Below are 22,816 nucleotides of genomic sequence, written 5' to 3'. Positions count from 1 at the left end.
GAGTTTACAACGGCTGCCAGTTCTTTTTCAGGAGCGCTAAAAATGTAGCGTATCCTTCGGAAAAACCGGGCGGATCAGGTAGAACATATTGTGGAAATTCTTTATACGATCGCCAAGGTTCCGAAGCATTATGCCGCAAATGTAAGGCACATTCTGAGGAACCTGGTAGTCGCCAAGTCATTTGACCAGCTTGTATATCAGTCACAAATGCCTCCTCATCTCGAAAAAGTTGATCTTTTCTTCCAGATTTTGGCAGATTAACCGGATATTTTTGTCAAATTTAAGGTAAAATAATATATTGTATAAGACTCATATTTGATTTTTGAACAAAACTCAGTACACCTTTATTCCTTCTTCCCAGTCCCCAGTCCCCAGTCCCCAGTCCCTTACCTCTACGAGTGATTCAGAAATCAAATCGGATTCCTATATCTAATTCAAACAAGTTTAGATCACAAAAAAATTCTGAACTAATCCACACCGCTATTGTGGCAACAAGTCTTCTAAAGCAGCGCCGACAACTCGGTGATCCTCATCCTGTCTAAGTTGGTTCAGGGCTGCTTTTGCTTCCGGCTCGTCAAATCGTTTGAGGGCATAGCTAACTCGCACCCGCATCCGCCAAGATTCATCATTTACCAACGTTAGTATTTGAGCTAATGCCGCATCATGTTGGCTAGAATCAGCTAGTAAGGCGAGTCCATCAACAGAGGATTCCTGAACTGTAAAATCTTCATCTTTTAAACCCTGAACGCAGATATCAAATAGTTCTTCAGGGCAATCCATTTCAGCGATCGCGGCCAAAATACTCCGCCTAACTAGCCAGTGGTCATCCTGATAATATGCCAGAACTAGATGAGAAACTGCAACTCTGCCAAATAACGATAAAGAATTTGCCGCCTCAGCCCGCACGTTGGGAGTATCATCAAATTTCATAATTTGCATCAACGCAGCAAAAGATTCCGCTGATTGTTGATTCCCCAAACCCCTAGCCACAAAAGAACGCACCAAAAATTCTGAGTCATGAAGTTTACTCGTGAGCAGAGGAACTGCAACTTCTGATTCATAATCATTGAGGGCAGCGATCGCCTTCAGCCGATAGTGAAAATCTGGGTTCTTCAGTTCAGCTTGGATTTTATGGATTTCCATAGGTGCATTTGGTACAGCTATTCTTTATTTTAGGGCATTGGGCATTGGGCATTGGAAAAGAAGAGGCAGGAGGCAGATCGCTTTTAGCGTCTCCCCTTGGGAGAAGGCAGAAGTTCTTTAATTTTGAATTTTGAATTGATTTGTCCCCCTTGTCCCAAGCCCAATGCCCAATGCCCCATGCCCTATGCCCTATCCCCTAAACCAATGACTCAATTAAGCGAAACCGTTAAAGAATTAATAGCCAAAGCGAGAATTGTCAGCTTTGCTGAATGGGAACAGTCCCATCCGAAAGCAGCGATCGCCATATTTCAAGCTGCGGATGATGCTTTTCGCTACCTGGGCGACGAAGATTTATTGCAGATTATAACCTTGTCACCAGATAATTCTAAGTTGATTCCTGTTGCTGTGTTGTTACGCGATCGCGCAGCCGAAATCGTTGATGAAGCCAGACAAGAGGTTTTGGCGACTTATCCCGAAATTATCCAGCCTGGAGGCGGTCTTTATCCACCGGAACGCGCCCAAGCTTGCTGGCGAGATTTTTGGCATTTTCTCCGCTGTATTACTTATGGCATAGCAGGTGGTCACACGGAGTATACGAATCCCTCAGGACTGCACTATATGAATTTGCTCTATCAAGAATTACAAGTTCCATTGGATGCAATGGTTTTAGGCTTAAAAAGCATCAAAACTGCTAGTTTGAAACGCTGCCAAGCCAATCAGGAGGAAACTCTTGCTGCCTATTTTGACCATTTAATCAGCCAACTGGCTACTTTCCAAATTCGATCAGCAAGTGAGCGTGAATAATTAAAGGTTTGTAGTAAAGAACTCAGTCGTCTTTTAATGGCTGAATTCCTTACTATAAGCCAATTTCATTAGTTTTACATTGCGTAACATAGTTTGATTTATTCTCGACCACTTACTGAGACGAGCTTCGGCAACTGAGCATGATTAATACTCTTGCTCAAGCGCATATAACCCTACCATCGCTTATATCCCAATTGCCAATCAGATACTAAAAAAAAAGTTAAAATTTTTCTAAAGTATTATCTAACTTAACAAATTTTAATAAATATGGTTTCGCCATCGTATCAAAATACATAAAGGCAAACGATGCAAAAACTTAAATCATCAAGACTAACAAGGATTTAAAGTCTCCATATCCTCTCTTCTGTCATAATGATGTAAAGTCTTTTAACATTTGCTGAATATCCTTCTCATAAAATTTAGTTGTTAACTGGGAGATAGTTTAAATGGCTTTTGGACCAGCATCACGATTAGGGATCGCTCTGTTTGAAGATACCGATCCCATTGATCTGTGGCCAAATCGCTCTAATGAGGAAGTTGAAACCGTAATTAGATCCGTCTACAAGCAAGTTCTAGGTAATGCTTATGTAATGGAGAGTGAGCGGCTTTCCGTTGCGGAATCCCAACTCAAACGGGGTGAAATTAGCGTTCGCGGATTTGTGCGTCAAGTCGGGAAGTCGGAACTTTACCGTTCGCGGTTTTTTGATAGCGCCCCTCGCTATCGGGCGATTGAACTAAATTTCAGACATTTCCTTGGTCGTGCGCCATTGGATCTAGAAGAAACGCGTACACACAGTACTATTCTGGATACCAAGGGCTTTGAGGGTGAGATTGATTCTTATCTAGACAGCGACGAATACCAAGAAACTTTTGGGGAAAACATTGTGCCTTATATTCGGGGCTACCAAACCGAAGCTATCCAGAATTTGGTTCAGTTTACCCACTTGTTCCAACTAGTTCGTGGTTCCTCTAGCAGCAGCCTCAAAGGTGACTTAGCTGGCAAACAACCAAAATTAAACAGTTTGCTAATTCAAAGCACGCCTACCCCTGTGGTTTCACCAGCCAGCAAGGGTGCTGCATTCCGCAACCCGACATCTACTCCTCGCACTCGTCAAGGTGTGGGATCTGGTGATGATGGCAAGGTCTACCGAATTGAAGTCACTGGCTACAAGGCAAATGTGGTAAATAACATTTCCAAGTTTCGCCGCAGTAACCAAGTCTTTTTCGTGCCATACAATAAGCTTTCACAAGAATATCAGCGGATTCACCAGCAAGGTGGTGCGATCGCCAGTATTACCCCTGTCAACTAAAGAATAGAATTTGGGGATTAGAGATTAGAGATTGGGAAATAATTTCCACCGGACTCAGTTTCTAGTCTTTAATCCCCCGTGTTGATCATTCTATGACTTACGCAAAACTCACGCGCTGGCAATACCTTGCGAAAAGCCGCTTCTCCACGAGACGCTATGCATAGCTTGCTTCGACCTAAGAGGATGCGTCTAAATGAATTGCCCTACTTGAAAATCATTCTTTTCGGCTATTGTTTGCGTAAATCCTGATTTATCAAAAGTTAGCCAGAGCGCTGATCTGGGGTTTGACCAATTTCGCCATCAGTTGTGATATACGAAGATATTTAACGCACTTTCACAAACTAAAGTTTTACAAAAGCTAGTCAGTAGCAAAAATAACTGACAACTGATGGGAAATTTTACCCCTTATAGAGGTAGAATGCTCGGAAATTTCATTTAATTAGCGTTTTTCAGGAGATACTTCAATGTCACTTTGGGCTATTGATTCACCTACGGTTGAGCTGCGTCCCAACACCAGCGAAAGTGAATTACAAACACTGATTCGGGCCGTTTACAAACAAGTTTTGGGTAATGCTCACTTGTTGGAAAGTGAGCGACTAGCCACTGCTGAATCGCAATTGCGCGATCGCAAAATCAGCGTCCGTGAATTCGTCAATACCGTTGCGAAATCAGAACTTTATCAATCCCTGTTTTTCAACTCTTCTTCCCAGTATCGGTTCATTGAACTGAACTTCAAACACCTGCTAGGACGTCCTCCTGCCGATCAGGCAGAAATTGCCGAACACGTCCGCATCTATAACGAACAGGGCTATGATGCTGAGATCGAATCCTATATCGATAGCAACGAATATCAGCAGAATTTTGGCGAGAATATTGTTCCTTATGTTCGCAGCACAAGCTCCCAAATAGGAATTAAGAATGTTAGCTTTAACCGCACCTTTACCTTACTAAGAGGATTCGCTAGCAGTGATAGCGATCGCAAAGCCAAACTGATCAGTGATGTCGGTTCCAATTTACCCACATCCATCAAGGCTCCCGCTGCCGGTTCTAGTGTCAGCAGCACCGACAAACGCTTCTTGATTAAGGCCGTTAAAGGTTCAGCTAACCTCCGTACTCGTCTGGGCAATCTCGAATATGTAGTTAACTACAACCAACTGTCTGGGCAAGTGCAAAACATTCATCGGACAGGCGGCAAAATCATCAGTATCACTGAAGTTGCTTAAATTTGTCTAAGTAGGAGGCTGGGGACTGGGGACTGGGGGAAAATAATAACTTCTAACTTCTAACTCAGCACTCAGCACTCCTAAATGCAGTTGTGGTGAAGAAGGCTAGTATAGAGACTGGGAGAATAATTTTTTAGCCAAGATATCTCTTGGATTTTAAGCTACTTTTTTAAGATCACTTTTCTAATGGAAATTACTGAATTCTTTGAACTTTCAATTGGACGATGGCGATCGCAGCGTAGCGGTCATCATTTAGCATTCGCCCACTTTGAAGAAGTACTATCTAACATTGACATTGAGTCTCTATCTACCGATGATCCTGCGGTGCTAGCAATCTGTCAATTATATGACACTGACACAGCCAATATCACCCACCCCTTTCGGATGACTTGGGAAGGTGAGTCAGACTGGGACGATAAACCAATCTCTGGTAGTACTGTGCTAGTGCCAATTCCCGATGTAGAAAATCCTTCTAGAGGCAAACTCCTGCGGGACAAGGGATATGCCGAAACAATCCCAGCAGTGGCTAAATATCATCTGAGTGACGATGGTATTTTTACCTTGCTGACAGAGTATGAACTCGCTGCTGCTGAGGAGCGAATTTGGTTTGCTAACCCAAATCTCCGATTTCGGGTAGCGATGATTAAAACCAGTGATGGTAAAGGTGTGACAACAGCTTCCTTTTCTTCCGAGATTCGCTCTTTGTCAAATTTAACCAGTTAGTAAATATCAGGTTAGAACATAAAAGGAATCATCTAGTTTTGTCACTCCTGAGGTTGAATATGACGATAGCGCCCAGTGAATCTAGCACCAACGCTAGCGATTTGCTCACCTTAGCCTGTTGGATGGCAGGAGATTTTAGCAACTATAAGCAATCTTTTGCAAATCCGCAACTTTACGCCCACATTCACATTTATTTTCGCCCTTTACCGATTGAATTTTTTTCTGCCATAGGTTTTTATTCTGAACAAGCTTATGACCACGATTTATGGACACCCTATCGCCAGGGAGTACATAAATTAGTCGATTTAGGCGAGCGCATTTATATCGAAAATTACAGTTTGAAAGACCAGATGCTTTATGCAGGTGCTGCTCGTGAATTAGATATCCTCAAAACCATTACCCCAGAAAGCATTGAACGGCGTTATCACTGTTCAATGGTTTTCCAGCGAGAAGGTGAAATGTTTCGAGGCAGTGTGGAACCGGGCAATCAATGCCTGATTAAACGCAATGGATGCCAGACATATCTTATCAGTGAAGTAGAAGTAACCGAGCAGACTTGGATAAGTCTAGATAAAGGTATGGATATTGAAACCCACAAGCAAATCTGGGGATCTACCGCTGGCCCATTACAATTTGAAAAACGGGAAAGTTTTGCTGATGAATTACGTGCGGTGAGCGCATTATGTTGATTCTGCTTGAGTCTGTTAAAACCAAAATGTTGCCTCCATTGGCTGAAAAAAAGATGCGCTGCTGGATTCGCAGCCGCCATTTGATTTGTTCGGGTAACTTTTTTATATTCGAGACATTAGAATATACAACGATTGAAAGATTTTCTGAATGTGTGGCTTCTTTAGGAGGAACAGTAATATCCGTTGACCCGGTTAATAAAATTTGGATGGGCGATCATCGCCAAGTAATTTTATATCAAGCAAAAGCTAGTTTACATACACCTCATCATACTTTGAAACAATACTGGATAAAATACGGTGGTTTCTACACTAGATTTGATGAGCGGGCTTGAGAGTTAGCATCGGGCGCGAATCCTGCTTACAAGCATCTATACTCCAATTCAAAATTAAGTTTTGAATTTTAAATACTCCCCAAGGGGGTTGACGGCTAATTGTTAATGTCTAATTGCTAATTTTTTATCATGATTAGCTGTTAGTTATTAACAGTTAGCCGTCTAAGTTTGTTAGAAAATGTAACTAAAAAACTCCCCAAAACTTGATAATTTATATCAAGACCCAGTAATTAGTAAATCTTAAGTAGGGTGTGTTATGGCTTTGCTATTTAGTATTGCCATCCTACTACAGAAATTTTATTTTTACTTGACAAATTAGCCCCTTTTACCCACACTAATCCAACTATGCAGACCTTCATAGACGACGAAACCAGACGACGCCAATATCAAGCATTTCCCCAAACTGAACCCATCGAACTGTGGACTACCGCTTCAGCTGATGACATTGAAATTGTAATTCGGGCAGTTTATCGGCAAGTGTTGGGTAATGCCTACATCATGGAAAGTGAGCGGCTCATTGTTCCAGAATCCCAACTCAAGCAAGGCATAATCGATGTGCGTGAGTTTGTGCGTCAAATTGCCAAATCAGAGTTGTATCGCTCCAGATTTTTTGATAACGTTTACCGCTACCGTGCTATTGAACTGAACTTCAAGCACCTGCTTGGTCGCGCTCCCGATGACTACTCCGAGACTAGACATCACAGCAACATTCTAGATGAGTCGGGTTTTGAGGCGGATATTGATTCTTATCTTGATAGCGACGAGTATTCAGATGCCTTTGGGGATAACATAGTGCCATATTACCGGGGTTATAAAACTCAAACGGGCAAAAAGATATTGGAATTTAGCAATATGCTGCAACTGGTGCGGAGCAATTCTAGCAGTGATAAGAACCTTGCAACGAATAATAAACCTCAACTGGTGCGATCGCTAATTACCAACACTGCTTACGGTAAACTGAAACCCACAGATGTTAGTGCAATACTTGCTGAAATATTCAAGCCCAAGCCAGAAACTGCTGCTCCAGTTAATCCATTTATTGCAGCTCGCACAGCAGCCGAACAAGACTTGCGGCAAAAGATTCAAGAGCAAGAAAGCCAGATTGCAACTTTGCAACAACAACTAGCAGACTTACGACCCTTTGCCAGCATCGGTGCAACAAAATTTAGTAGTAGTTGGCAGTCTTCTAGTTCCGTGACTAGCACAGGCGAATATACATCTTTGCAACAGCAAGCCGACGTGCAAGCAAAACAGATTGCAGCTTTGCAAGAGCAAGTTGCTGATTCTCGACGGTCTGCCACAATTGGAGAAGCTCGGTTAAATAAGTGGCGCAGTCGCGTTTTTAATGGCTAATTTCTCTATTGTTTAGTTTTGTGGGGTGGGTTAGGCTTTTCTTAACTCACCTCTTTTATTTCCTGATGTTTTCCGAGTCAGCTTGAAACAAAAAATAATCAGAAAGTATCTGAATTATAGCGGTTCTCGCTTGGGTGCAATACATTTTTGACCTCACTTTCATTCCTCTATCTTTTTAAGAGAGAGTTTTTGAGTCTTACTCTCCAACGCTACAAGGGTTGGGGTTGGGGGTTAGGTCTGTATTGAACTCAACTGCAAACTGCTATGTTGTTTTAATAGGCTTGCAAATCATGACCAAAGCTATCGTTTTTCGATACCGTACTTATGGACTAATTGGGTTAATATCTTTAACCGCTGTATTAAGTACAGCTACATCTGCCCTAACACAGTTAGCAGGTGATTCCCCAATTAGGCAAACTCCTATCCCTGCTTCTAACTTAATCTGGCCGACTCAAGGGTTTATTTCTCAAGGCTTCCGCAAATATCAACATGAAGGAATTGATATTGCCGGGGCAGATGGAACTCCTATTGTTGCTGCTGCATCCGGTACAGTTGTCAAAGCAGGTTGGGATAATTGGGGATTAGGAAATGCCATAACTATTAAACATCTTGATGGCAGCATTACTGTTTATGGTCATAATCGTCGTCTGTTGGTGAGCAAAGATCAACAGGTCATTCAAGGTCAAATTATTGCCGAGATGGGATCTACAGGCAATAGTACAGCACCTCATCTGCACTTTGAAGTTCATCCAAATGGTCGAATAGCAGTTGACCCTCTTCGTCTGTTGACAGCCTTAACTGCAAGTGTCACTCCTGGTTCTAGAGTTCAGCAAAGGGATAACCCGAACCGCCTAGTCTCGCCACCCCTACCCCCAGTAGCAAAGCAATTTTCACCTTCACAATCAATTCCAATAGATTTTGCACCTGTAAGCACTGATACTAAATGCAATGGAATTACGATTATTGAAGGTGAGACTGCAAGCACTCGTGTAAAAGTCTGTGAAGAAAATGGTCAGTTCTTTTATATTGGGCAGTTAAAGCAAGACCCAAGCAAGCCTATGAAGATACAAGCTTTAAATATTGGTAAAAGCAGATATCGAGCAGACAATGGTAGTTTTTCTTATCTAATCACTCCTGAAAGAGTGGAAGTTTGGCGAAATGGCAGTCAGATTCGTGCTGACAGTTTTTATACTTTAACAAAATCGCCATAAAGTATTGGGCGACTAGAAGTCGCTACTAGACAACCTCTCATCCACCGACCTGGACTAAGAGAAAATCAAGGGTTTCTGTTAAAGTCAGATGTTGACTGAAGCAAGTGGTACAGAGCTATTTGGCACAGAGCCATTATTTAGGATAGGTTGGCGGGTTTTCAGGTCAAATTTGAAACCATGTGGCAAAATATGAAGCTTTGCTCCACAAATTGCCAAAGACTCATCCTTCAAAATTTCGCCCATATTGTTATATGTAGCATCTGATTCATCAACAATCGTAACCGCACCTGCCCCAATCACTTCAATTTGGTTATCTGTCACTACCATCGCGGTATTTTCGTCAATACCAAATCCCAAGACAGCAGGTTCTAGTATTAAAGCTGAAATTAAGCGTCCCAAGCGTCCACGTTGAGAAAAATGCTGGTCAATTACTACCCCTGGTAAAAATCCCATACCTGGGCCCATTTCAACAGTTTCAATCCGAGGATGTGTCTGGGAGTCACCTTCCACGATCATTTTATCTGGCATCACAGCAGCTCCGGCACTAGTGCCTGCGATAACTACACCTTCAGAGAACCGCTTGTGAATCGCAACATCGATTTCGGTGTCCTTGAGGATGCTGGTAATACGAGCTTGATCTCCCCCAGTAAAAAATACCCCAGTTGCTTTATTAATAGCTTCCAATGCGGTAGATGAAGATGCATCTTCACGGGTTTCTGTATCAATGATGCGAACATTTTCGGCTCCCAGCCGCTCAAACACTCTGATATAATTTTCTCCCACTTCTCTTGGTAGTTCTGTTGCTGCTGTCAGAATTACAATGTACGCTTTTGTACCTCCAGCGCGTCGTACAAAGTCCCGCAGAATTACGGAATCCCCATCTTTGTCTTCGGCTCCCCCAATAATTACCAACTGCCGTTTGATATTACTTTCCACCATAATGCCCCCTGAATTTGAGTTAATAAATTTCACTAAACCATGACAATTCAATGTATAAAATCATCCCTTTGATAGATTACTTGATAGAAGTAGGGTTAATATTTGCGTAGCGTCTCGTAGAGAAGCGGCTTGTCGTTAGACATCGCAATTAGACCAAAAGATTTTTCCGAAAAATTACCTGATTTTTCCGCGACTAAATAAAATCTACAACGTCAACTGCCTCTAGATGCATTTTCTAGAGGCATTGTTGGCTATATTACTAATTATTGATTGATTGATTGGAGATTTACCGAGCGATCGCCAGTAATTGGTATTAAGTTTAGCTGGGTGCAACTAAATGTCTGATAGTAAAGTCCTAATGAATCCGACTTCTGTAAAGCAAATTAGTTAAGAAAAAACGTGCTTGTTCTAGTGGGAGATGTCTGGGCTTGCCTTGGTAGACAATTTGATACTCATTCATGTCTGCCCCGTCTCCATGTCCAGAGATCAGCTTTTGGTGAAAAGCTTCCTCAGCAAGTTCTCGAATTTCATCTCTTAGAGCAGCTTGTGTGCTATTCATACTTTGCTGTCTTTTTAGTACCCCACATCTATTTATACAAATTATTGTGTGAGTGTTGCACCCTTCAAAAGTTATATCTTTGATGATTCATGAGGATGAATTGACTGATCTTGATTCTTGGCTGGGGAATGGGGATTTAATTATGCCTTAAGATAGTTAAAAATGCTTAACAATAGAGTTAGCGTGGGTTCTGACTAGCTTAATTGCAAAGCCATCACTCTCCAAAATAAATGTGAATCAATCTACAATCAATAAGCCTGAGTAACCACAACTCAGCATTTAAATTTCAGGGTGTTTAGCTAAAGGTTCGTAATCAATGGTTCTACAAAAAAGCAGTGATTTAGTCCGCATTAATGCTAGAAGAACTGATGTATTCGATATTTTCAACTTCAAGCATTACATTGGGCCAAACCCCTATTTAGATATAGGGGCGCTAGTATTTGATTTTACTCTAGTTGAGTCTAGAAAGCCTTTGCCCATTGAAGATTATATTGCGAGCATTGGCGATCGCTATCCAAACCTGCGCGATCAAACCTACGAATCCTATGCCCATCTTTTTGCCCAAATTGTGTCCGAAGTTGGAAAGTTGGACATGGATTTACACCTCAACCACTGGAGTGTTAAACCATATCCAAGTCTCACGCGGATTAGTGTCCAATCACTACATGAACGCACAAGCAGAGAGGTAGTTTACTTTGTTTGGGATTGGTTTGAAGCCATTACTCAAGATGAAGACTTTGCCTTTGATGAACAACTGGTGAAGCTGCAAGATAGATTTCGCGCATCTGTCTACGGTGGCCCCACGGTTTACGCCCTATTGCGAACAGCCTACCAGAAAGGTATTCCCGCCTTTTATTTGTGGGAAGAAGGATTGATGCAATACGGATTGGGAAAAAAACACGTCCGGGGGATAGCAACAACATTTAACTGTGATAGCCATCTAGATTCGGAGTTCACTACCCGTAAAGATGACTGTAAGGCATTTTTAAAAACCTTGGGTTTCCCAGTGCCTGAAGGTAATATTGTCTTTACAGAGAAGGAAGCCTTGGCAGCCGCAAGAGAAATTGGCTACCCAGTGGCAGTTAAGCCAGTGGTAGGTCACAAAGGAATTGGCGTCACGGCTGATGTGCAAGACTCAAAAGAACTGATGTCTGCTTATAACAGAGCACTAGCAGCGATTCCCGAAGATCAGTTAACCCGAATAATTGTTGAAAAAAGCATCTCAGGCTCAGATTTTCGCTTGTTGTGTGTCAATGGTCGATTCGTCGCCGCTACAGAACGCCGTCCAGCATCGGTTGTCGGTGATGGGTACTTAACGCTTGCAGAGTTAATTCGCCAAGAGAACCGCAAACCTGCACGTTTAGACACGCCAACTTCACCGATGAGTAAAATTCAGATCGATGAAGCGATGGAACTCTACCTAGACGAACAGCGCTTATCATTAGACAGCGTGATTGAGAAGGGACGCACTGTTTACCTGCGTAAAGTCGCCAATCTTTCAGCCGGAGGTATGAGCATCGATGCAACCCAAACTGTTCATGATGACAATATTATCTTGGCGCAAGATATTGCCCAACATTTCCAACTGACTTGCCTCGGTATTGATGTCATTACCAAAAGTCTCGCAGAATCTTGGAAATCTAGTAATTTTGCCATCCTGGAAATCAACGCTGCACCAGGCGTTTTAATGCATCTTAAACCTTCTGTTGGTGAAAGCGTTGATGTGCCTTCTCATATTTTAGAAACCTTTTTTGAGTCGGGTACAGATGCCAGAATACCCATTATTACCTTTAACAAAATCTCAGTTGAAGAACTGCAAGCGACGATTGACCATATCCTTTTGCAAAATCCCAACTGGACAATAGGTGCTGTTTGTCGTGATGCCGTTTTTGTGAATCGCTCGAAAAAAGTATTAAGCAAAGATTACAACAGTAATGTCCAAACTTTGCTGCGTCATCCCAAACTTGATTTGCTAATTGCCGCGTACCCTGAAGATATCTTAGAAGAACAGGGTGTATTTTACCAGAATAGTAATATCGTAGTTTTGGATAATCCCACCGAAGCTGAGATGATTCTGGTGCGGGATGTTTTCGATGGTTCGACTGTGGTGATTAGAAAAGGCAACGATATTTCTATTCGTCGCAAAGGCTTGATTGAAGATTATACTTTGGGTGAAGATGAACCATTTACGCGGGTTTATTTGAAAGAAACTGGAGCGATTTTGTAAATTGGGTACTGAAAAAATTCGGATGCTGTAATTTACAACGGTTTTCAATTGAATAGACCATAGAGGTAGGTGCACAATATATTGGTGTCAAATTAAGTTCAAACGCTCATCCCACAGGCGCTTTACCCCACCCCTTAATCCCCTCCCCGCCTGCGGGGAGGAGGGGTGGGGTTCCGACGACTTAATTGGTAATTGAGTAGGCTTGATATAACCTCATTGCAAGGGTTTCACGTTTAGTTGACACGTATGCAATATATAAGACTCCTACAATAATTTGTATTCCATACATTTAAAAATTGACGATTTTTGCGTAATTCCTGTTAATCTTGGATTTGTGTAGGAACCGCTGTGAAGCAAGGATTTATGATTCAGGAGCAATGGAGCGCAGTTGACCGTTACTTCACCGATTTGCTTGTGCCGTCTGATCCTGCACTGGATGCCGCGCTCGATACCAGCGCTGTGGCTGGTCTGCCACCACACAATGTTTCCCCGAACCAGGGCAAGCTGCTGTTGCTGTTGGCGCAACTTCAAGGAGCACGCACAATCTTAGAGATTGGCACCCTGGGGGGCTACAGTACAATCTGGCTGGCGCGGGCCTTGCCCCCTGACGGTCACTTAATCACGCTGGAGGCTGACCCAAAGCACGCCCAAGTCGCCCTCGCTAACATCGCCCGCGCCGGTCTGGCTGAGATCGTGGAGCTGCGCCTCGGGCGGGCGCTCTCTACCCTAGAGCAGCTCGCCACTGAGGGTAGCGGGCCATTTGACCTGATCTTCATTGATGCCGACAAGGCAAGCAATCCGGATTACTTGGCGTGGGCGCTCAAGCTCTCCTGTCGCGGCAGCCTGATCATTGCCGATAACGTTGTACGTGATGGAGAAGTAGTCAATGCCGCCAGCGAAGATCCCAGCATCCAGGGGGTGCGCCGCTTCAACGAGCTACTTGCCACCGAGAGGCGCGTGAGCGCTACGGCAATCCAGACTGTGGGCAGCAAAGGGTATGATGGCTTCGTACTCGCCCTTGTCACCACTGACTAAGCCAAGCCCGAAATGAGGTTCTCCTATTCTTGACCAGTAGGGCATTGAGTTTAACTAAAGCTAAACTAAAGAATGAAAGTACTTAATAAGTTTTAATAATTCTGTTATGAGTAGTGACTCACCTGTTAATTCTCCCGAAAAACCTGAATCCACATTCGGGAAGCGTCTGAGAAACTTCTTAATTGTAATGGTAGCGATCGCACTTAGTGTTTCCCTTGTCTTAGGATTGCGAACTGAAACAACCTCGGCAACTCTAGCCAAGTTAAGCGAGACTTCCACACCGTTAGAAGTAGCCGTCAGCAACGGCAAACCATCTCTGGTAGAGTTTTATGCTGATTGGTGTACTGTCTGCCAAAAAATGGCACCAGATATCACTCAACTAGAAACAGAGTATGCTGACAAGATGAATTTTGTCATGCTGAATGTAGATAATACCAAGTGGCTGCCGGAAATGCTGAGATATCGGGTAGATGGGATTCCCCATTTTGTATTTTTGAGTCAGCAAGGAGAAACCATAGCCCAAGCGATCGGCGATCAACCCCGCACGATTATGGCTAGCAACTTAGAAGCTTTGGTTACTGGTTCGTCTCTCCCTTATGCTCAAACTAGCGGTAAAGTTTCCAAATTTTCAGCCCCAGTCGCACCAGCGGTGAATCAAGACGATCCCCGCAGTCATGGTAGCCAAGTGGTAAATTAAAATAATTCGTAATTCTTAATTAAAGACTGTTATATAAGGGATTTACACCCCGACGCTTCCTGTGCATTATCTACCTAATCCCCAGTCCCCTTTACGCAATAGATTGTCGCTTGAGACGCTTCTGAGCATACATTAATTCGTCAGACCTAGTGATTAGTTCTTCTAGTGACATATTGCTTTCTGGTGAGTAACGTTCTATCCCCATACTCATCGAAAGTTCATAGCTACGGTTTGGCTGTTGATTAAAGTTGGCGATATTTGCTTGTAAATAAGCTTGGATGCTATCAGCGTCCTGAAAGTGGCTAGAGATAAAAACAATGAACTCGTCTCCACCCAAGCGGGCAACAATATCCGAGTTGCGAAAACTTTGCTTGAGTAATCGACCAGCATCAATAATCAAGGTATCTCCCATATCGTGACCAAGGGTGTCGTTAACCTGTTTTAGCCCATCTAAATCAATGAAGATAACCCAGCACAAGACTTTCATGCGGTGAGCAATTTTTAACTCTTGTTCAGCCATCAGGAAGAAACCACGTCGGTTATGTAAACCTGTTAATTCATCGGTCAGGGACGCTTGTTTGCGGTTGCGAACTTCCTGAATTAGTTCCATCTGAGCGATCGCCTGACGAGTTAGGCGGCGCAGTGCATCCAACTGCTGGTAACTTAAAAGCCGAGGAATGGTATCATACACGCACAATGTCCCAATGGGAAAACCATTGGGCGTAACTAGTGGGGCGCCAGCATAAAAACGAATTTTAGGATTAGCTTTGACTAAGGGATTGTTATTAAAGCGATCGTCCTTGATGGCGTTAGGAACTACTAATATATCTTCTGGTTGAAGAATGGCATAGGCACAAAAAGCCAACTCTCTAGGTGTTTCCCTAGCTTTTAGTCCAACCTTAGATTTAAACCATTGGCGATCGCTATCAACTAAGCTAATTAAAGCAATTGGAGTCTTACAAATGTAAGCAGCAAGAGCAGTTATATCATCAAATGCTTCTTCAGGTAAGGTATCCAGAATATTGTAGTCTGCCAATGCTTTGAGTCTTTCTGCTTCATTGTTAGGTAGAGGAACAGCTTGCGTTTTCACAGATGAGTGTCTGAGCCTTAGCCAGGAAAGTCTGGGACGCGGGAAATTTTGCAACAACCACAGGATTACCTCTCCAGCAGCAAGGCTGCGTGACATAAACATCTCTGCAAAGAAAATCAACATTCGGTTGAGTACACAGAAATATTGTATTACATGATGTTCTTCATGCCTTTGGTTTGCTCTGTTGTTCATGTCACCCTAGCTTTGACTGTGCAAATTCCCTAAGTATGTAGATGCTTACAAGGTCTTTTGCCCAAAGCCAGGTTAAAAATAATCAATATCAGCTAAAAATTATCAAAACTTATTATACTGTCAAAGTCCTTTATTAATACTTAATGTTTTTGATACTGTTAATTTATGTATACATAGGGGAAGTCCAAGGTTCGGCTTTTAAGGAGTCACGCAAAAATAACTTGAACACTTTTAATTGGAAAGTAAGGCTGACAGCTTATTCCAAATTAAATTTGTACAACTTATTTTTACATGATGCCTAACCCTCGGAACTTCTTCTTTGCATCTGTTCTCTATCTGAGGCTGCGCGAACGATTTAGTAGCTTGGAATTAGATGGGGTTTGAGAGCAATAGTTGAACTCTTCCTTAAGGTTACGGTGTACACACACGTCCTAAAAACCTAGTTTTGTAGCGACTGTCTTAAAAGTCAAGCAATTAATTGTATCTTAAAACCAGTGGATATACCTGCCTGGATATTTTGTGAGCTAGTAGATTTACCAATACCGCCTTTACCGTTTTCGTCGGACATGATAATTTATCCTACAATTGTTTGTTTTCTGAGTCTGTTGGTTGATGAGCGATCGCTTTGCAGCACAGTCTTGATCATCTCTGCGCTTCTACGCAGCGATGACCCGATATAAGGAAACTCAAAGCCTGGAAAACTATGACCTAAGCAGATGTGTTCGCCAAGCCTTGCTAGCTCATGCTTAGATGGGTTCTAATTGATTTTAAGTTATTACGAACATCGCTATCCTGCTTCATTGGCTTGAATCTCTCAGTTTCAAAAAGCTTTAGCGGATTTAACTCGCATCTACGAAGGCAAGGCACAATCTTTGAATGTATACCATTTTTACTCAAAGATTTTTCATGTGATCGCACTCTTGATTCCCTCTATAACTAGAATATCATAAACATCGCCAATTATATTGCAACCTGCAAAAATTTTTGCTTAAATTCATCCGCCTGTCGTTCAGAAGTTCTCTGTGAAATTGTTCTTTAGTAACATTAGCTTATACCAATTAATTTGGTATAGAGCAGCGGTTGATACAGTTTTAATAATCAGTTTCAGCTTTGATGCTTGATAGGCAAGTAATATAAGCCGGAGAAAACCTACCAAGCAATTCTGCCGGATGGGTAAATGTTATACCATTTTGGATTTTGCGTTCGCGTAGCGTGTCGGAGACAAAAGTCTGAGCAGAGGTTTCCGATGCTCGCAGACTCGCTGAAGGTTTAGCCCAACAATTTACCCTAATTATCGAGCAAGCTCACCCAATATGGAACTTATTACGCCACTGCTATGTAAAAAGGCTCAATTCTAACTCAAAAAGAGCGTGTATCGCCTTTATTGTCCTGACAGATTGATTGCTGCTGTAATAGCAGAAAAAAATTACTGAGAAAAGTGGCAGAATATGTGGGGCTAGTTGAAGTTGTTTGCTTGAATGCTACGAACTTGTTGCACGATTCCAAATCGAAGCTGAAGAAAGCTTATCCTCAATTATGGTTAGATTTGCTGTGGATTGTGACGCCAGAGCAAGAACTATAAAAACTGGAATGTTCTGCAATATTAATCCGGCAAAACTCTCAGATTGTTAATCTATTAAAGCACCCAAAAATCCTATGAACCAGCCGTACCTATCTCCAGATGATTTGCCTTCAAATCTGACAATTCAATTGAGTGAAATACTGTTTAGACAACTCGAAGAAGCAACTAAACAAAACTTTTTCTTAGCGGGCGATCGCATTACACGTATTTTGTTGTCAAGTTGCCATTGGTACTTCAAAATCAATAGTGGAATTCTGATGTTAATCATGATTTGCCCTGATATAGAAAGTTATCATAACATTATGAAAACTGTTCCCAAATTCACCGGCATGTTAAAAAAATTTACTAACAGAGGTAGAATTACTGTTAGTCCTCCAGTCGGTAAAGGTATACCGTGGGTACTCAGCATAGATGAAATATTGCCTGAATAAGACTCACCTATAGGACTCATATCTGATTTTTGAACAAAATTTCCGATAAAACCCCGATCAAACAGGCTTTTCAGTCTCAGGATGTTTTCATAAATCAAATCGGAGTCCTATACTACTTGATAGATACACTGGAAATTATTTCAGGAAAACCGTTAGAACAGGATCAATCGTTAAATAAAGTTTGCTGCTAAATTTCTGAAATCGGGAGAATCATTTTTTCTATCGGGAGCAATTTCCAGTATTATATCAAGTTTGAATTAGTCTTTATCCGACTCCAAAATCCCACTGCGAATCATCAATTGCGGCCAAAACAACACAAAAAATCCCATCCACGTTCCTACAGGAATAGAAACGAGAACTGTGAGCCAGATAGTTTTAAATAGTAACCAGCTACCACCAATCAATGTTACACCTGTGAGAATTATAGACCAGGGCTGACACCACCAAGGTTTGTAGTTCCAAGGACTTATGGGCTTTTGTTCAGACATTAGTTTTATTTAGTAAAATTCCAAATATTCCCTATAATAGTACCCTTGAGGGTACTATTATAATTTTATTCCGCAACTAATATGAGTATTAGCAGCAGTTTATTGGTATCACTCGGAATAATTTTCGGTCATTACTAAACAAGAAACTGAAGCTTCCAGACTTAAAACTGCAACTATGGGAGATACTTCAATGTCAACTGTTTTAGGGGAATTTCTTAATTTAGCAAAAATTCAGTCTACCAAGACTACGATCAAACTTGCCGAATCCGATGCTGACACTATCAAAGAAATTCAGTCCCTACTCAAAAAGAAAGGTCTTTACACAGGTGAAGTTGATGGCATTACAGGCGATTTAACCCAAAAAGCATTTGCAGAATTCAAAGAGAGTGTTTGGCTAGATTCTCCAGAATTGTTGGGTACGTCCGCAGCTGCTGCATTACTAGAAATAGCAGAGGAGCATCAAGTCACTGAACAAAATGATCACTCAGAACCTATACCTGAATCAAGTAAAGGTAGTAAGACTGGTAGGAGTCTGAAGTTACCAAATGGAAATATTGTTTATGAGAATGAATTGATAGTAATTAGTATCCCTTTAACTTGGGGAGAATTCACTAAGGGATGTACCAGGGTTCCAGAGTCGAACGCGATCGCTAACAATATTATCAGAGCAACAAAAGGTTTTGGTAAAATTCGTGATAAATATGGCAGTGCAATCCAGATTACTTCTGGTTATCGTCCACCTGCTGTTAATCGGGAGCAAAAAGGCGCTCGCAATTCTCAGCATATCCAAGGACTAGCAATCGATCTTTCCCCTCTTGATGGCAACTTGCAACGTTTATTTCAAGTTTGTCGCGCTTCTGATTGCACAGGATTGGGAAGAGGAATGCATAGAGGTTTCGTGCATTGTGATTGGCGTCCTGGCGATCGCGTAGTTTTTGATTATCCTTAAACAGTATCACTGATGACTTTTTAATATACCTTGATAGGTTAAGTTTTGTCATACTCTATTTTTCCATAGTCAAGTTTGATAATTCGGTCTGCTAAATGAAAATAGCGATCGTCATGGCTAATCACCAGCACTGTTTTGCCCCGCGATCGCAGTTCTGGGAGAAGTTGAGTGTAGAATATTTCTTTGAATACTGGATCTTGATCGGCTGCCCACTCATCAAATAGATAAATTGGTCGATCTTCCAAGTAAGCTGTGAGTAAAGCTAACCGTTTCCGTTGTCCTTGAGAAAGAGCAGTGGTCGAAAGTTGTCCATTTTCAACTTTCACCTTATGGTCTAGTTGCAGTTGTTGTAAATATTTTGTGGCTTGAGCATCCAAGCGAGAATTTTTTAATCCTAAAAGTTCTTCAAATAAATAAAAGTCGGAAAATACCACGGAAAAATGCTGGCGATACCATTCTCGGTTCTGTTCGCTAATTAAATCATCATCAAGCCAAATTTCGCCGTTTTCCGGGATGTAAAGTCCGGTAATTAGTTTAGCTAATGTAGATTTTCCGCTACCATTGCCGCCAACAATGAAGACTAATTCTTGAGGATATAGTGTCAATTCGATGGGGCCAAAGATAAAGCTATTATCTTCTTGGTCTGTGTAGTAACTATGGGTAACACTTTTAAATTTTAAGCTGTGCCAATCATATTTCAGGGCAGGTGGAACAGTTGATATTTCAGTTCGACTAGCTAGAGATAAACCCAGTGACTCGATTTTTTGTAAGGCAATGCTGGCTTTACTTAATAGGGGAAGTTTGCTGATGATGTTATCCATTGGTAACACCAAGTAAGTGAAAGTCAAAATGTAGCCAGAGAGAGTTTCGGGATTGATGGTAAGCAGATTAGGCAGTGCGAACAGTACAAAACCAAGAGCAAAAAAGAATATGAGTTGACCCCAACTTGAAGTTATGGCAAAAAGGGTTAGACCATTAACATTGTGATCACGGAACTCGTTAGCAGTTGATTGTAGTTTTTCTTCTAAAAAGTCTTCACGCCGCTTATAGTTTAGTTTGAGTTCCTTGGCTCCTTCGGTAATGGTGCGAAAATGTTTAAACAGATGATCTTCGTCTTCACGAGCTAGAGCCAGTAATTTACCACCTCTGTTGAGTAGCCACTGACAACTAGCGATCGCAACTACTGAAATACCACAAACCATCAATAATACTAACCAAGAAAGCCAAGTTATATATGTTATACAACCCAGGACGATCGCTAAATTAATAAAGATAAAAGGCATCTGATAAACAGCATTAGCAACCGCCTGAATATCTTCTGTGAGAGTTGCCAATAATCGAGGATTTCCTAAGCGTTCCAGATGACTCAACTCGGAAGCGAGAATTTGACGACTCAAACGCATCCGTAATTGCAAAATTGCATTCTGAGAAAGACGAATCAGCATCACTTGAGAAATGATACTGGTAATTAGTGCAACTATTGCCAGCCCTGCAAAACCCCAAATTATCGATGTGAGGCCCGAAGCACTACCGCTACTTGCAGTATGGCTGATTAAAGCAATCAAGCCAGCACTACTACCACCACTCAAAAATCCAGTAGCGATCGCGATCGCTACCATCCCCCACGAAGAACGCAAAAGAAAGTAAATCAAATTCATGACAGATGCCTATACCCAATTGGATACAACAAAAAATGAAAATCTCTCTTTTTATGTCCCATGCGCGATTTCCATAATAGTTGTTTGCCAACCAATTAAATTTGCATTGCTAGGGTAGATTTTATATTTTACCAGTTAAACACCCCTTCAAATATCACCATGAATCAGGCAGAAGGCAAGTTTGGGTGATTTATAATCGCCAGAACTTTGTTTTGAGCAAAAATACATTTATAATCCCTTCTGCCTCTTGCCTTTCTTTGGTAAGCTAGTTGGAATTACAGCTAATTCTGTCAAGAAACTGTCAAATTACCTGCTCAGTTTTCCAGGGTGAAATTTGCGATGACTGTGAATTTAAAGTCTTTAGAGAACCAAATTAATGTAGCGGCCGATTCCAAAACCGCTCCTGTCACTCAAGGAACCCGCTACGTTCCTTCGCACCATCGACGCATTCTGTGTATTTTTCCCAAGTACAGCCGCTCCTTTGGTACTTTTCATCACGCTTACCCACTTATGGGTAGTGTCCGAGCTTTTATGCCACCCCAAGGTATTTTAATTGTGGCTGCCTACTTACCTAAAGAATGGGAAGTGCGGTTTATTGATGAAAATGTTAAATCAGCAACGAGGGCTGATTATCAATGGGCTGATGTGGTGATTGTGAGTGGAATGCATATCCAAAAACCACAGATTAATCAAATTAATGAACTTGCTCATCGAGCCGGGAAAATTACAGTTGTGGGTGGCCCCTCGGTATCTGGGTGTCCAGAATATTATCCTGAGTTTGACATTTTAAATTTGGGTGAATTGGGAGATGGAAGCGATCGCCTGATCGAATATCTAGACCAAAACTCGCAACGTCCCCAACAGCAAATTCGCTTTGAAAGCAAGGAACGTTTACCTTTAACACAGTTTCCCACCCCAGCTTATCATTTGCTGAATATCAATGATTATTTCCTGGCAAATGTCCAGTTTTCCAGTGGTTGCCCTTATCGCTGCGAGTTTTGTGATATTCCCGAACTCTATGGCAACAGTCCCCGGATGAAAACACCAGAGCAAGTAGTTGCGGAGTTAGATGCAATGCGACAATCTGGCAATTTGGGAGCAGTGTATTTTGTCGATGATAACTTTGTTGGCGATCGCCGCGCCGCCATGAAGTTGCTTCCTCACCTGATTGACTGGCAAAAGCGCAATGGCTACCCCATCCAGTTTGCCTGTGAAGCAACGCTGAATTTAGCTCAAAGTCCAAAGCTGCTGGAAATGATGCGCGAAGCTTATTTCTGCACAATTTTTTGTGGTATCGAAACACCAGAACCAAATGCTCTCCACGCGATTTCCAAAGACCAAAATCTGAGTATGCCAATCTTAAAAGCGATTCAGGTTTTAAATAGTTATGGCATGGAAGTAGTATCAGGAATCATCATCGGCTTAGATACAGACACACCAGAAACAGCAGACCGAATTATCGAATTTATTCGGGCATCCCAAATTCCCATGTTGACAATTAACCTACTTCATGCATTACCAAGAACTCCATTATGGCGGAGGTTAGAAGCAGAAGGACGACTTCTCTTTGATGAAAGCCGCGAATCAAATGTTGAGTTTTTGATGCCTTATGAGCAAGTTGTTGAGATGTGGCGGCGCTGCATCACAACTGCTTATGAGCCGGAATTTTTATATCAGCGGTTTGCCTACAACATGGAACACACCTATCCAAACCGCATCGAAGTACCTAACAGCCCAGCTCGCACTTCTGGGGCTAATATTCGCAAAGGTTTAACTTATTTAGCTAATATTTTGCTGCGGATAGGTATATTTAGTAACTATCGTCAAACTTTCTGGAAAATGGCCAAGCCAGCATTAAAAGCAGGTGATATTGAAAACTTGATTCACGTTGGACTTGTCGGACACCATCTAATTAAGTTTGCCCAAGATTGCGCCAAAAACGAAGAATCCGCTTCGTTCTATTCCCAAAAAATCCTTACCAAAGTTCGTAGCTAACATCACAATTGACATCCTCCATAATCACAGATTATGGCGGGAGCCTTCTCTCCGATTATGGAAAAATAAGTTTTGAGAGGCTGAAAGTGTGTCATATCAAGTCCGGTTAATTACTTATGATTACCGCATCCGTGCAAAAATCAGGAAAACCTCTTTCTCCCTGCTCCCTGCCCCCTGCACCCCTGC

At 42.0% G+C, this 22,816-nt stretch carries 22 protein-coding genes; 15 read left to right on the top strand and 7 right to left on the bottom strand.

Features of this window, described 5'->3' with window-relative positions:
• Positions 1 to 4: 4 nt before the first annotated feature.
• A complete protein-coding gene (locus tag HWQ44_RS31700; protein ID WP_289798828.1) occupies positions 5 to 205 on the bottom strand; it encodes a hypothetical protein in 201 nt (66 codons plus the stop codon).
• Positions 206 to 480: 275 nt separating this feature from the next.
• Complete coding sequence (locus tag HWQ44_RS31695; RefSeq protein WP_292726174.1) at positions 481 to 1,143, bottom strand: HEAT repeat domain-containing protein; 663 nt, start codon at positions 1,141 to 1,143, stop codon at positions 481 to 483.
• A gap of 204 nt (positions 1,144 to 1,347) precedes the next feature.
• Between HWQ44_RS31695 and HWQ44_RS31690 the strand changes: the two genes are divergently transcribed.
• From HWQ44_RS31690 to HWQ44_RS31655, 8 genes are all read left to right on the top strand, one after another.
• Positions 1,348 to 1,947 (top strand): phycobilisome protein, encoded by a 600-nt coding sequence (locus HWQ44_RS31690; protein WP_292726171.1) that lies wholly within the window; start codon positions 1,348 to 1,350, stop codon positions 1,945 to 1,947.
• 446 nt (positions 1,948 to 2,393) lie between these two features.
• Positions 2,394 to 3,257, top strand: coding sequence for a phycobilisome linker polypeptide (locus HWQ44_RS31685; RefSeq protein WP_292726170.1), 864 nt, complete (start codon positions 2,394 to 2,396; stop codon positions 3,255 to 3,257).
• A gap of 464 nt (positions 3,258 to 3,721) precedes the next feature.
• The gene (locus tag HWQ44_RS31680; protein ID WP_292726168.1) at positions 3,722 to 4,480 is read left to right on the top strand and encodes a phycobilisome rod-core linker polypeptide; all 759 of its coding nucleotides are present in this window, start codon (positions 3,722 to 3,724) and stop codon (positions 4,478 to 4,480) included.
• A 186-nt stretch (positions 4,481 to 4,666) separates the two neighbouring features.
• A complete protein-coding gene (locus HWQ44_RS31675; protein WP_292726166.1) occupies positions 4,667 to 5,203 on the top strand; it encodes a phycobiliprotein lyase in 537 nt (178 codons plus the stop codon).
• A gap of 59 nt (positions 5,204 to 5,262) precedes the next feature.
• Positions 5,263 to 5,892 carry a chromophore lyase CpcT/CpeT gene (locus tag HWQ44_RS31670; protein ID WP_292726164.1) on the top strand — a complete coding sequence of 210 codons (630 nt, stop codon included), beginning with the start codon at positions 5,263 to 5,265 and terminating at the stop codon, positions 5,890 to 5,892.
• Positions 5,886 to 6,224 (top strand): CpeR family transcriptional regulator, encoded by a 339-nt coding sequence (locus HWQ44_RS31665; protein ID WP_292726162.1) that lies wholly within the window; start codon positions 5,886 to 5,888, stop codon positions 6,222 to 6,224. Before HWQ44_RS31670 ends, HWQ44_RS31665 begins: the two co-directional genes overlap by 7 nt.
• A 345-nt stretch (positions 6,225 to 6,569) precedes the next feature.
• On the top strand, positions 6,570 to 7,577 hold the full coding sequence (locus tag HWQ44_RS31660; protein ID WP_292726160.1) for a phycobilisome rod-core linker polypeptide: 1,008 nt from the start codon (positions 6,570 to 6,572) through the stop codon (positions 7,575 to 7,577).
• A gap of 290 nt (positions 7,578 to 7,867) precedes the next feature.
• Positions 7,868 to 8,788, top strand: a complete 921-nt coding sequence (locus HWQ44_RS31655) for a M23 family metallopeptidase (RefSeq protein ID WP_292726157.1) — start codon at positions 7,868 to 7,870, stop codon at positions 8,786 to 8,788.
• An 84-nt stretch (positions 8,789 to 8,872) separates the two neighbouring features.
• On the opposite strand, the gene HWQ44_RS31650 is transcribed toward HWQ44_RS31655, so the two are convergent.
• Positions 8,873 to 9,727, bottom strand: coding sequence for a cyanophycinase (locus HWQ44_RS31650; RefSeq protein ID WP_292726156.1), 855 nt, complete (start codon positions 9,725 to 9,727; stop codon positions 8,873 to 8,875).
• Between the two features lie 355 nt (positions 9,728 to 10,082).
• Entirely contained in the window at positions 10,083 to 10,286 is a 204-nt protein-coding gene (locus HWQ44_RS31645) for a hypothetical protein (protein WP_069074004.1), read from the bottom strand.
• Between the two features lie 316 nt (positions 10,287 to 10,602).
• Between HWQ44_RS31645 and HWQ44_RS31640 the strand changes: the two genes are divergently transcribed.
• The 3 genes from HWQ44_RS31640 to HWQ44_RS31630 all read left to right on the top strand — a co-directional run bounded on the left by HWQ44_RS31640 (position 10,603) and on the right by HWQ44_RS31630 (position 14,245).
• The gene (locus HWQ44_RS31640) at positions 10,603 to 12,513 is read left to right on the top strand and encodes an acetate--CoA ligase family protein (protein ID WP_292726153.1); all 1,911 of its coding nucleotides are present in this window, start codon (positions 10,603 to 10,605) and stop codon (positions 12,511 to 12,513) included.
• Between the two features lie 363 nt (positions 12,514 to 12,876).
• Positions 12,877 to 13,548, top strand: a complete 672-nt coding sequence (locus tag HWQ44_RS31635) for an O-methyltransferase (RefSeq protein ID WP_292726152.1) — start codon at positions 12,877 to 12,879, stop codon at positions 13,546 to 13,548.
• Between the two features lie 106 nt (positions 13,549 to 13,654).
• Positions 13,655 to 14,245 (top strand): thioredoxin family protein, encoded by a 591-nt coding sequence (locus HWQ44_RS31630; RefSeq protein ID WP_292726151.1) that lies wholly within the window; start codon positions 13,655 to 13,657, stop codon positions 14,243 to 14,245.
• Between the two features lie 91 nt (positions 14,246 to 14,336).
• On the opposite strand, the gene HWQ44_RS31625 is transcribed toward HWQ44_RS31630, so the two are convergent.
• Entirely contained in the window at positions 14,337 to 15,527 is a 1,191-nt protein-coding gene (locus HWQ44_RS31625; protein WP_292726149.1) for a sensor domain-containing diguanylate cyclase, read from the bottom strand.
• Between the two features lie 1,438 nt (positions 15,528 to 16,965).
• Here HWQ44_RS31625 and HWQ44_RS31620 point away from each other — a divergent pair.
• Both HWQ44_RS31620 and HWQ44_RS31615 read left to right on the top strand, forming a co-directional pair.
• Positions 16,966 to 17,109, top strand: coding sequence for a hypothetical protein (locus HWQ44_RS31620; RefSeq protein ID WP_292726147.1), 144 nt, complete (start codon positions 16,966 to 16,968; stop codon positions 17,107 to 17,109).
• Between the two features lie 74 nt (positions 17,110 to 17,183).
• Entirely contained in the window at positions 17,184 to 17,540 is a 357-nt protein-coding gene (locus tag HWQ44_RS31615; RefSeq protein WP_292726146.1) for a hypothetical protein, read from the top strand.
• Positions 17,541 to 17,797: 257 nt separating this feature from the next.
• Here the strand turns inward: HWQ44_RS31615 and HWQ44_RS31610 are convergent, their stop codons facing one another.
• Positions 17,798 to 18,028, bottom strand: coding sequence for a DUF6737 family protein (locus HWQ44_RS31610; protein ID WP_292726144.1), 231 nt, complete (start codon positions 18,026 to 18,028; stop codon positions 17,798 to 17,800).
• Positions 18,029 to 18,218: 190 nt separating this feature from the next.
• On the opposite strand from HWQ44_RS31610, the gene HWQ44_RS31605 reads away from it, so the two are divergent.
• Positions 18,219 to 18,977: a D-Ala-D-Ala carboxypeptidase family metallohydrolase gene (locus HWQ44_RS31605; protein ID WP_292726142.1), complete on the top strand. Its 759-nt coding sequence runs from the start codon at positions 18,219 to 18,221 to the stop codon at positions 18,975 to 18,977.
• A gap of 38 nt (positions 18,978 to 19,015) precedes the next feature.
• Here HWQ44_RS31605 and HWQ44_RS31600 read toward each other — a convergent pair whose 3' ends face one another.
• Positions 19,016 to 20,635, bottom strand: coding sequence for a cyclic peptide export ABC transporter (locus HWQ44_RS31600; RefSeq protein ID WP_292726140.1), 1,620 nt, complete (start codon positions 20,633 to 20,635; stop codon positions 19,016 to 19,018).
• Positions 20,636 to 20,974: 339 nt separating this feature from the next.
• Between HWQ44_RS31600 and HWQ44_RS31595 the strand changes: the two genes are divergently transcribed.
• On the top strand, positions 20,975 to 22,630 hold the full coding sequence (locus HWQ44_RS31595; RefSeq protein WP_292726139.1) for a B12-binding domain-containing radical SAM protein: 1,656 nt from the start codon (positions 20,975 to 20,977) through the stop codon (positions 22,628 to 22,630).
• Positions 22,631 to 22,816 lie beyond the last annotated feature (186 nt).

It is taken from the genome of Nostoc sp. JL34 (genome assembly GCF_017114945.1).
Lineage (GTDB): Bacteria > Cyanobacteriota > Cyanobacteriia > Cyanobacteriales > Nostocaceae > Nostoc.
This window is presented reverse-complemented; position numbering and strand designations above follow the sequence as displayed.

What these genes read in the sequence shown, in the direction of transcription:
- HWQ44_RS31695 (WP_292726174.1), bottom strand. Translation starts at nt 1,143, where the DNA reads ATGGAAATCCATAAAATCCAAGCTGAACTGAAGAACCCAGATTTTCAC.
- HWQ44_RS31690 (WP_292726171.1), top strand. Translation starts at nt 1,348, where the DNA reads ATGACTCAATTAAGCGAAACCGTTAAAGAATTAATAGCCAAAGCGAGA.
- HWQ44_RS31685 (WP_292726170.1), top strand. Translation starts at nt 2,394, where the DNA reads ATGGCTTTTGGACCAGCATCACGATTAGGGATCGCTCTGTTTGAAGAT.
- HWQ44_RS31680 (WP_292726168.1), top strand. Translation starts at nt 3,722, where the DNA reads ATGTCACTTTGGGCTATTGATTCACCTACGGTTGAGCTGCGTCCCAAC.
- HWQ44_RS31675 (WP_292726166.1), top strand. Translation starts at nt 4,667, where the DNA reads ATGGAAATTACTGAATTCTTTGAACTTTCAATTGGACGATGGCGATCG.
- HWQ44_RS31670 (WP_292726164.1), top strand. Translation starts at nt 5,263, where the DNA reads ATGACGATAGCGCCCAGTGAATCTAGCACCAACGCTAGCGATTTGCTC.
- HWQ44_RS31665 (WP_292726162.1), top strand. Translation starts at nt 5,886, where the DNA reads ATGTTGATTCTGCTTGAGTCTGTTAAAACCAAAATGTTGCCTCCATTG.
- HWQ44_RS31660 (WP_292726160.1), top strand. Translation starts at nt 6,570, where the DNA reads ATGCAGACCTTCATAGACGACGAAACCAGACGACGCCAATATCAAGCA.
- HWQ44_RS31655 (WP_292726157.1), top strand. Translation starts at nt 7,868, where the DNA reads ATGACCAAAGCTATCGTTTTTCGATACCGTACTTATGGACTAATTGGG.
- HWQ44_RS31650 (WP_292726156.1), bottom strand. Translation starts at nt 9,727, where the DNA reads ATGGTGGAAAGTAATATCAAACGGCAGTTGGTAATTATTGGGGGAGCC.
- HWQ44_RS31645 (WP_069074004.1), bottom strand. Translation starts at nt 10,286, where the DNA reads ATGAATAGCACACAAGCTGCTCTAAGAGATGAAATTCGAGAACTTGCT.
- HWQ44_RS31640 (WP_292726153.1), top strand. Translation starts at nt 10,603, where the DNA reads ATGGTTCTACAAAAAAGCAGTGATTTAGTCCGCATTAATGCTAGAAGA.
- HWQ44_RS31635 (WP_292726152.1), top strand. Translation starts at nt 12,877, where the DNA reads ATGATTCAGGAGCAATGGAGCGCAGTTGACCGTTACTTCACCGATTTG.
- HWQ44_RS31630 (WP_292726151.1), top strand. Translation starts at nt 13,655, where the DNA reads ATGAGTAGTGACTCACCTGTTAATTCTCCCGAAAAACCTGAATCCACA.
- HWQ44_RS31625 (WP_292726149.1), bottom strand. Translation starts at nt 15,527, where the DNA reads ATGAACAACAGAGCAAACCAAAGGCATGAAGAACATCATGTAATACAA.
- HWQ44_RS31615 (WP_292726146.1), top strand. Translation starts at nt 17,184, where the DNA reads ATGAACCAGCCGTACCTATCTCCAGATGATTTGCCTTCAAATCTGACA.
- HWQ44_RS31610 (WP_292726144.1), bottom strand. Translation starts at nt 18,028, where the DNA reads ATGTCTGAACAAAAGCCCATAAGTCCTTGGAACTACAAACCTTGGTGG.
- HWQ44_RS31605 (WP_292726142.1), top strand. Translation starts at nt 18,219, where the DNA reads ATGTCAACTGTTTTAGGGGAATTTCTTAATTTAGCAAAAATTCAGTCT.
- HWQ44_RS31600 (WP_292726140.1), bottom strand. Translation starts at nt 20,635, where the DNA reads ATGAATTTGATTTACTTTCTTTTGCGTTCTTCGTGGGGGATGGTAGCG.
- HWQ44_RS31595 (WP_292726139.1), top strand. Translation starts at nt 20,975, where the DNA reads ATGACTGTGAATTTAAAGTCTTTAGAGAACCAAATTAATGTAGCGGCC.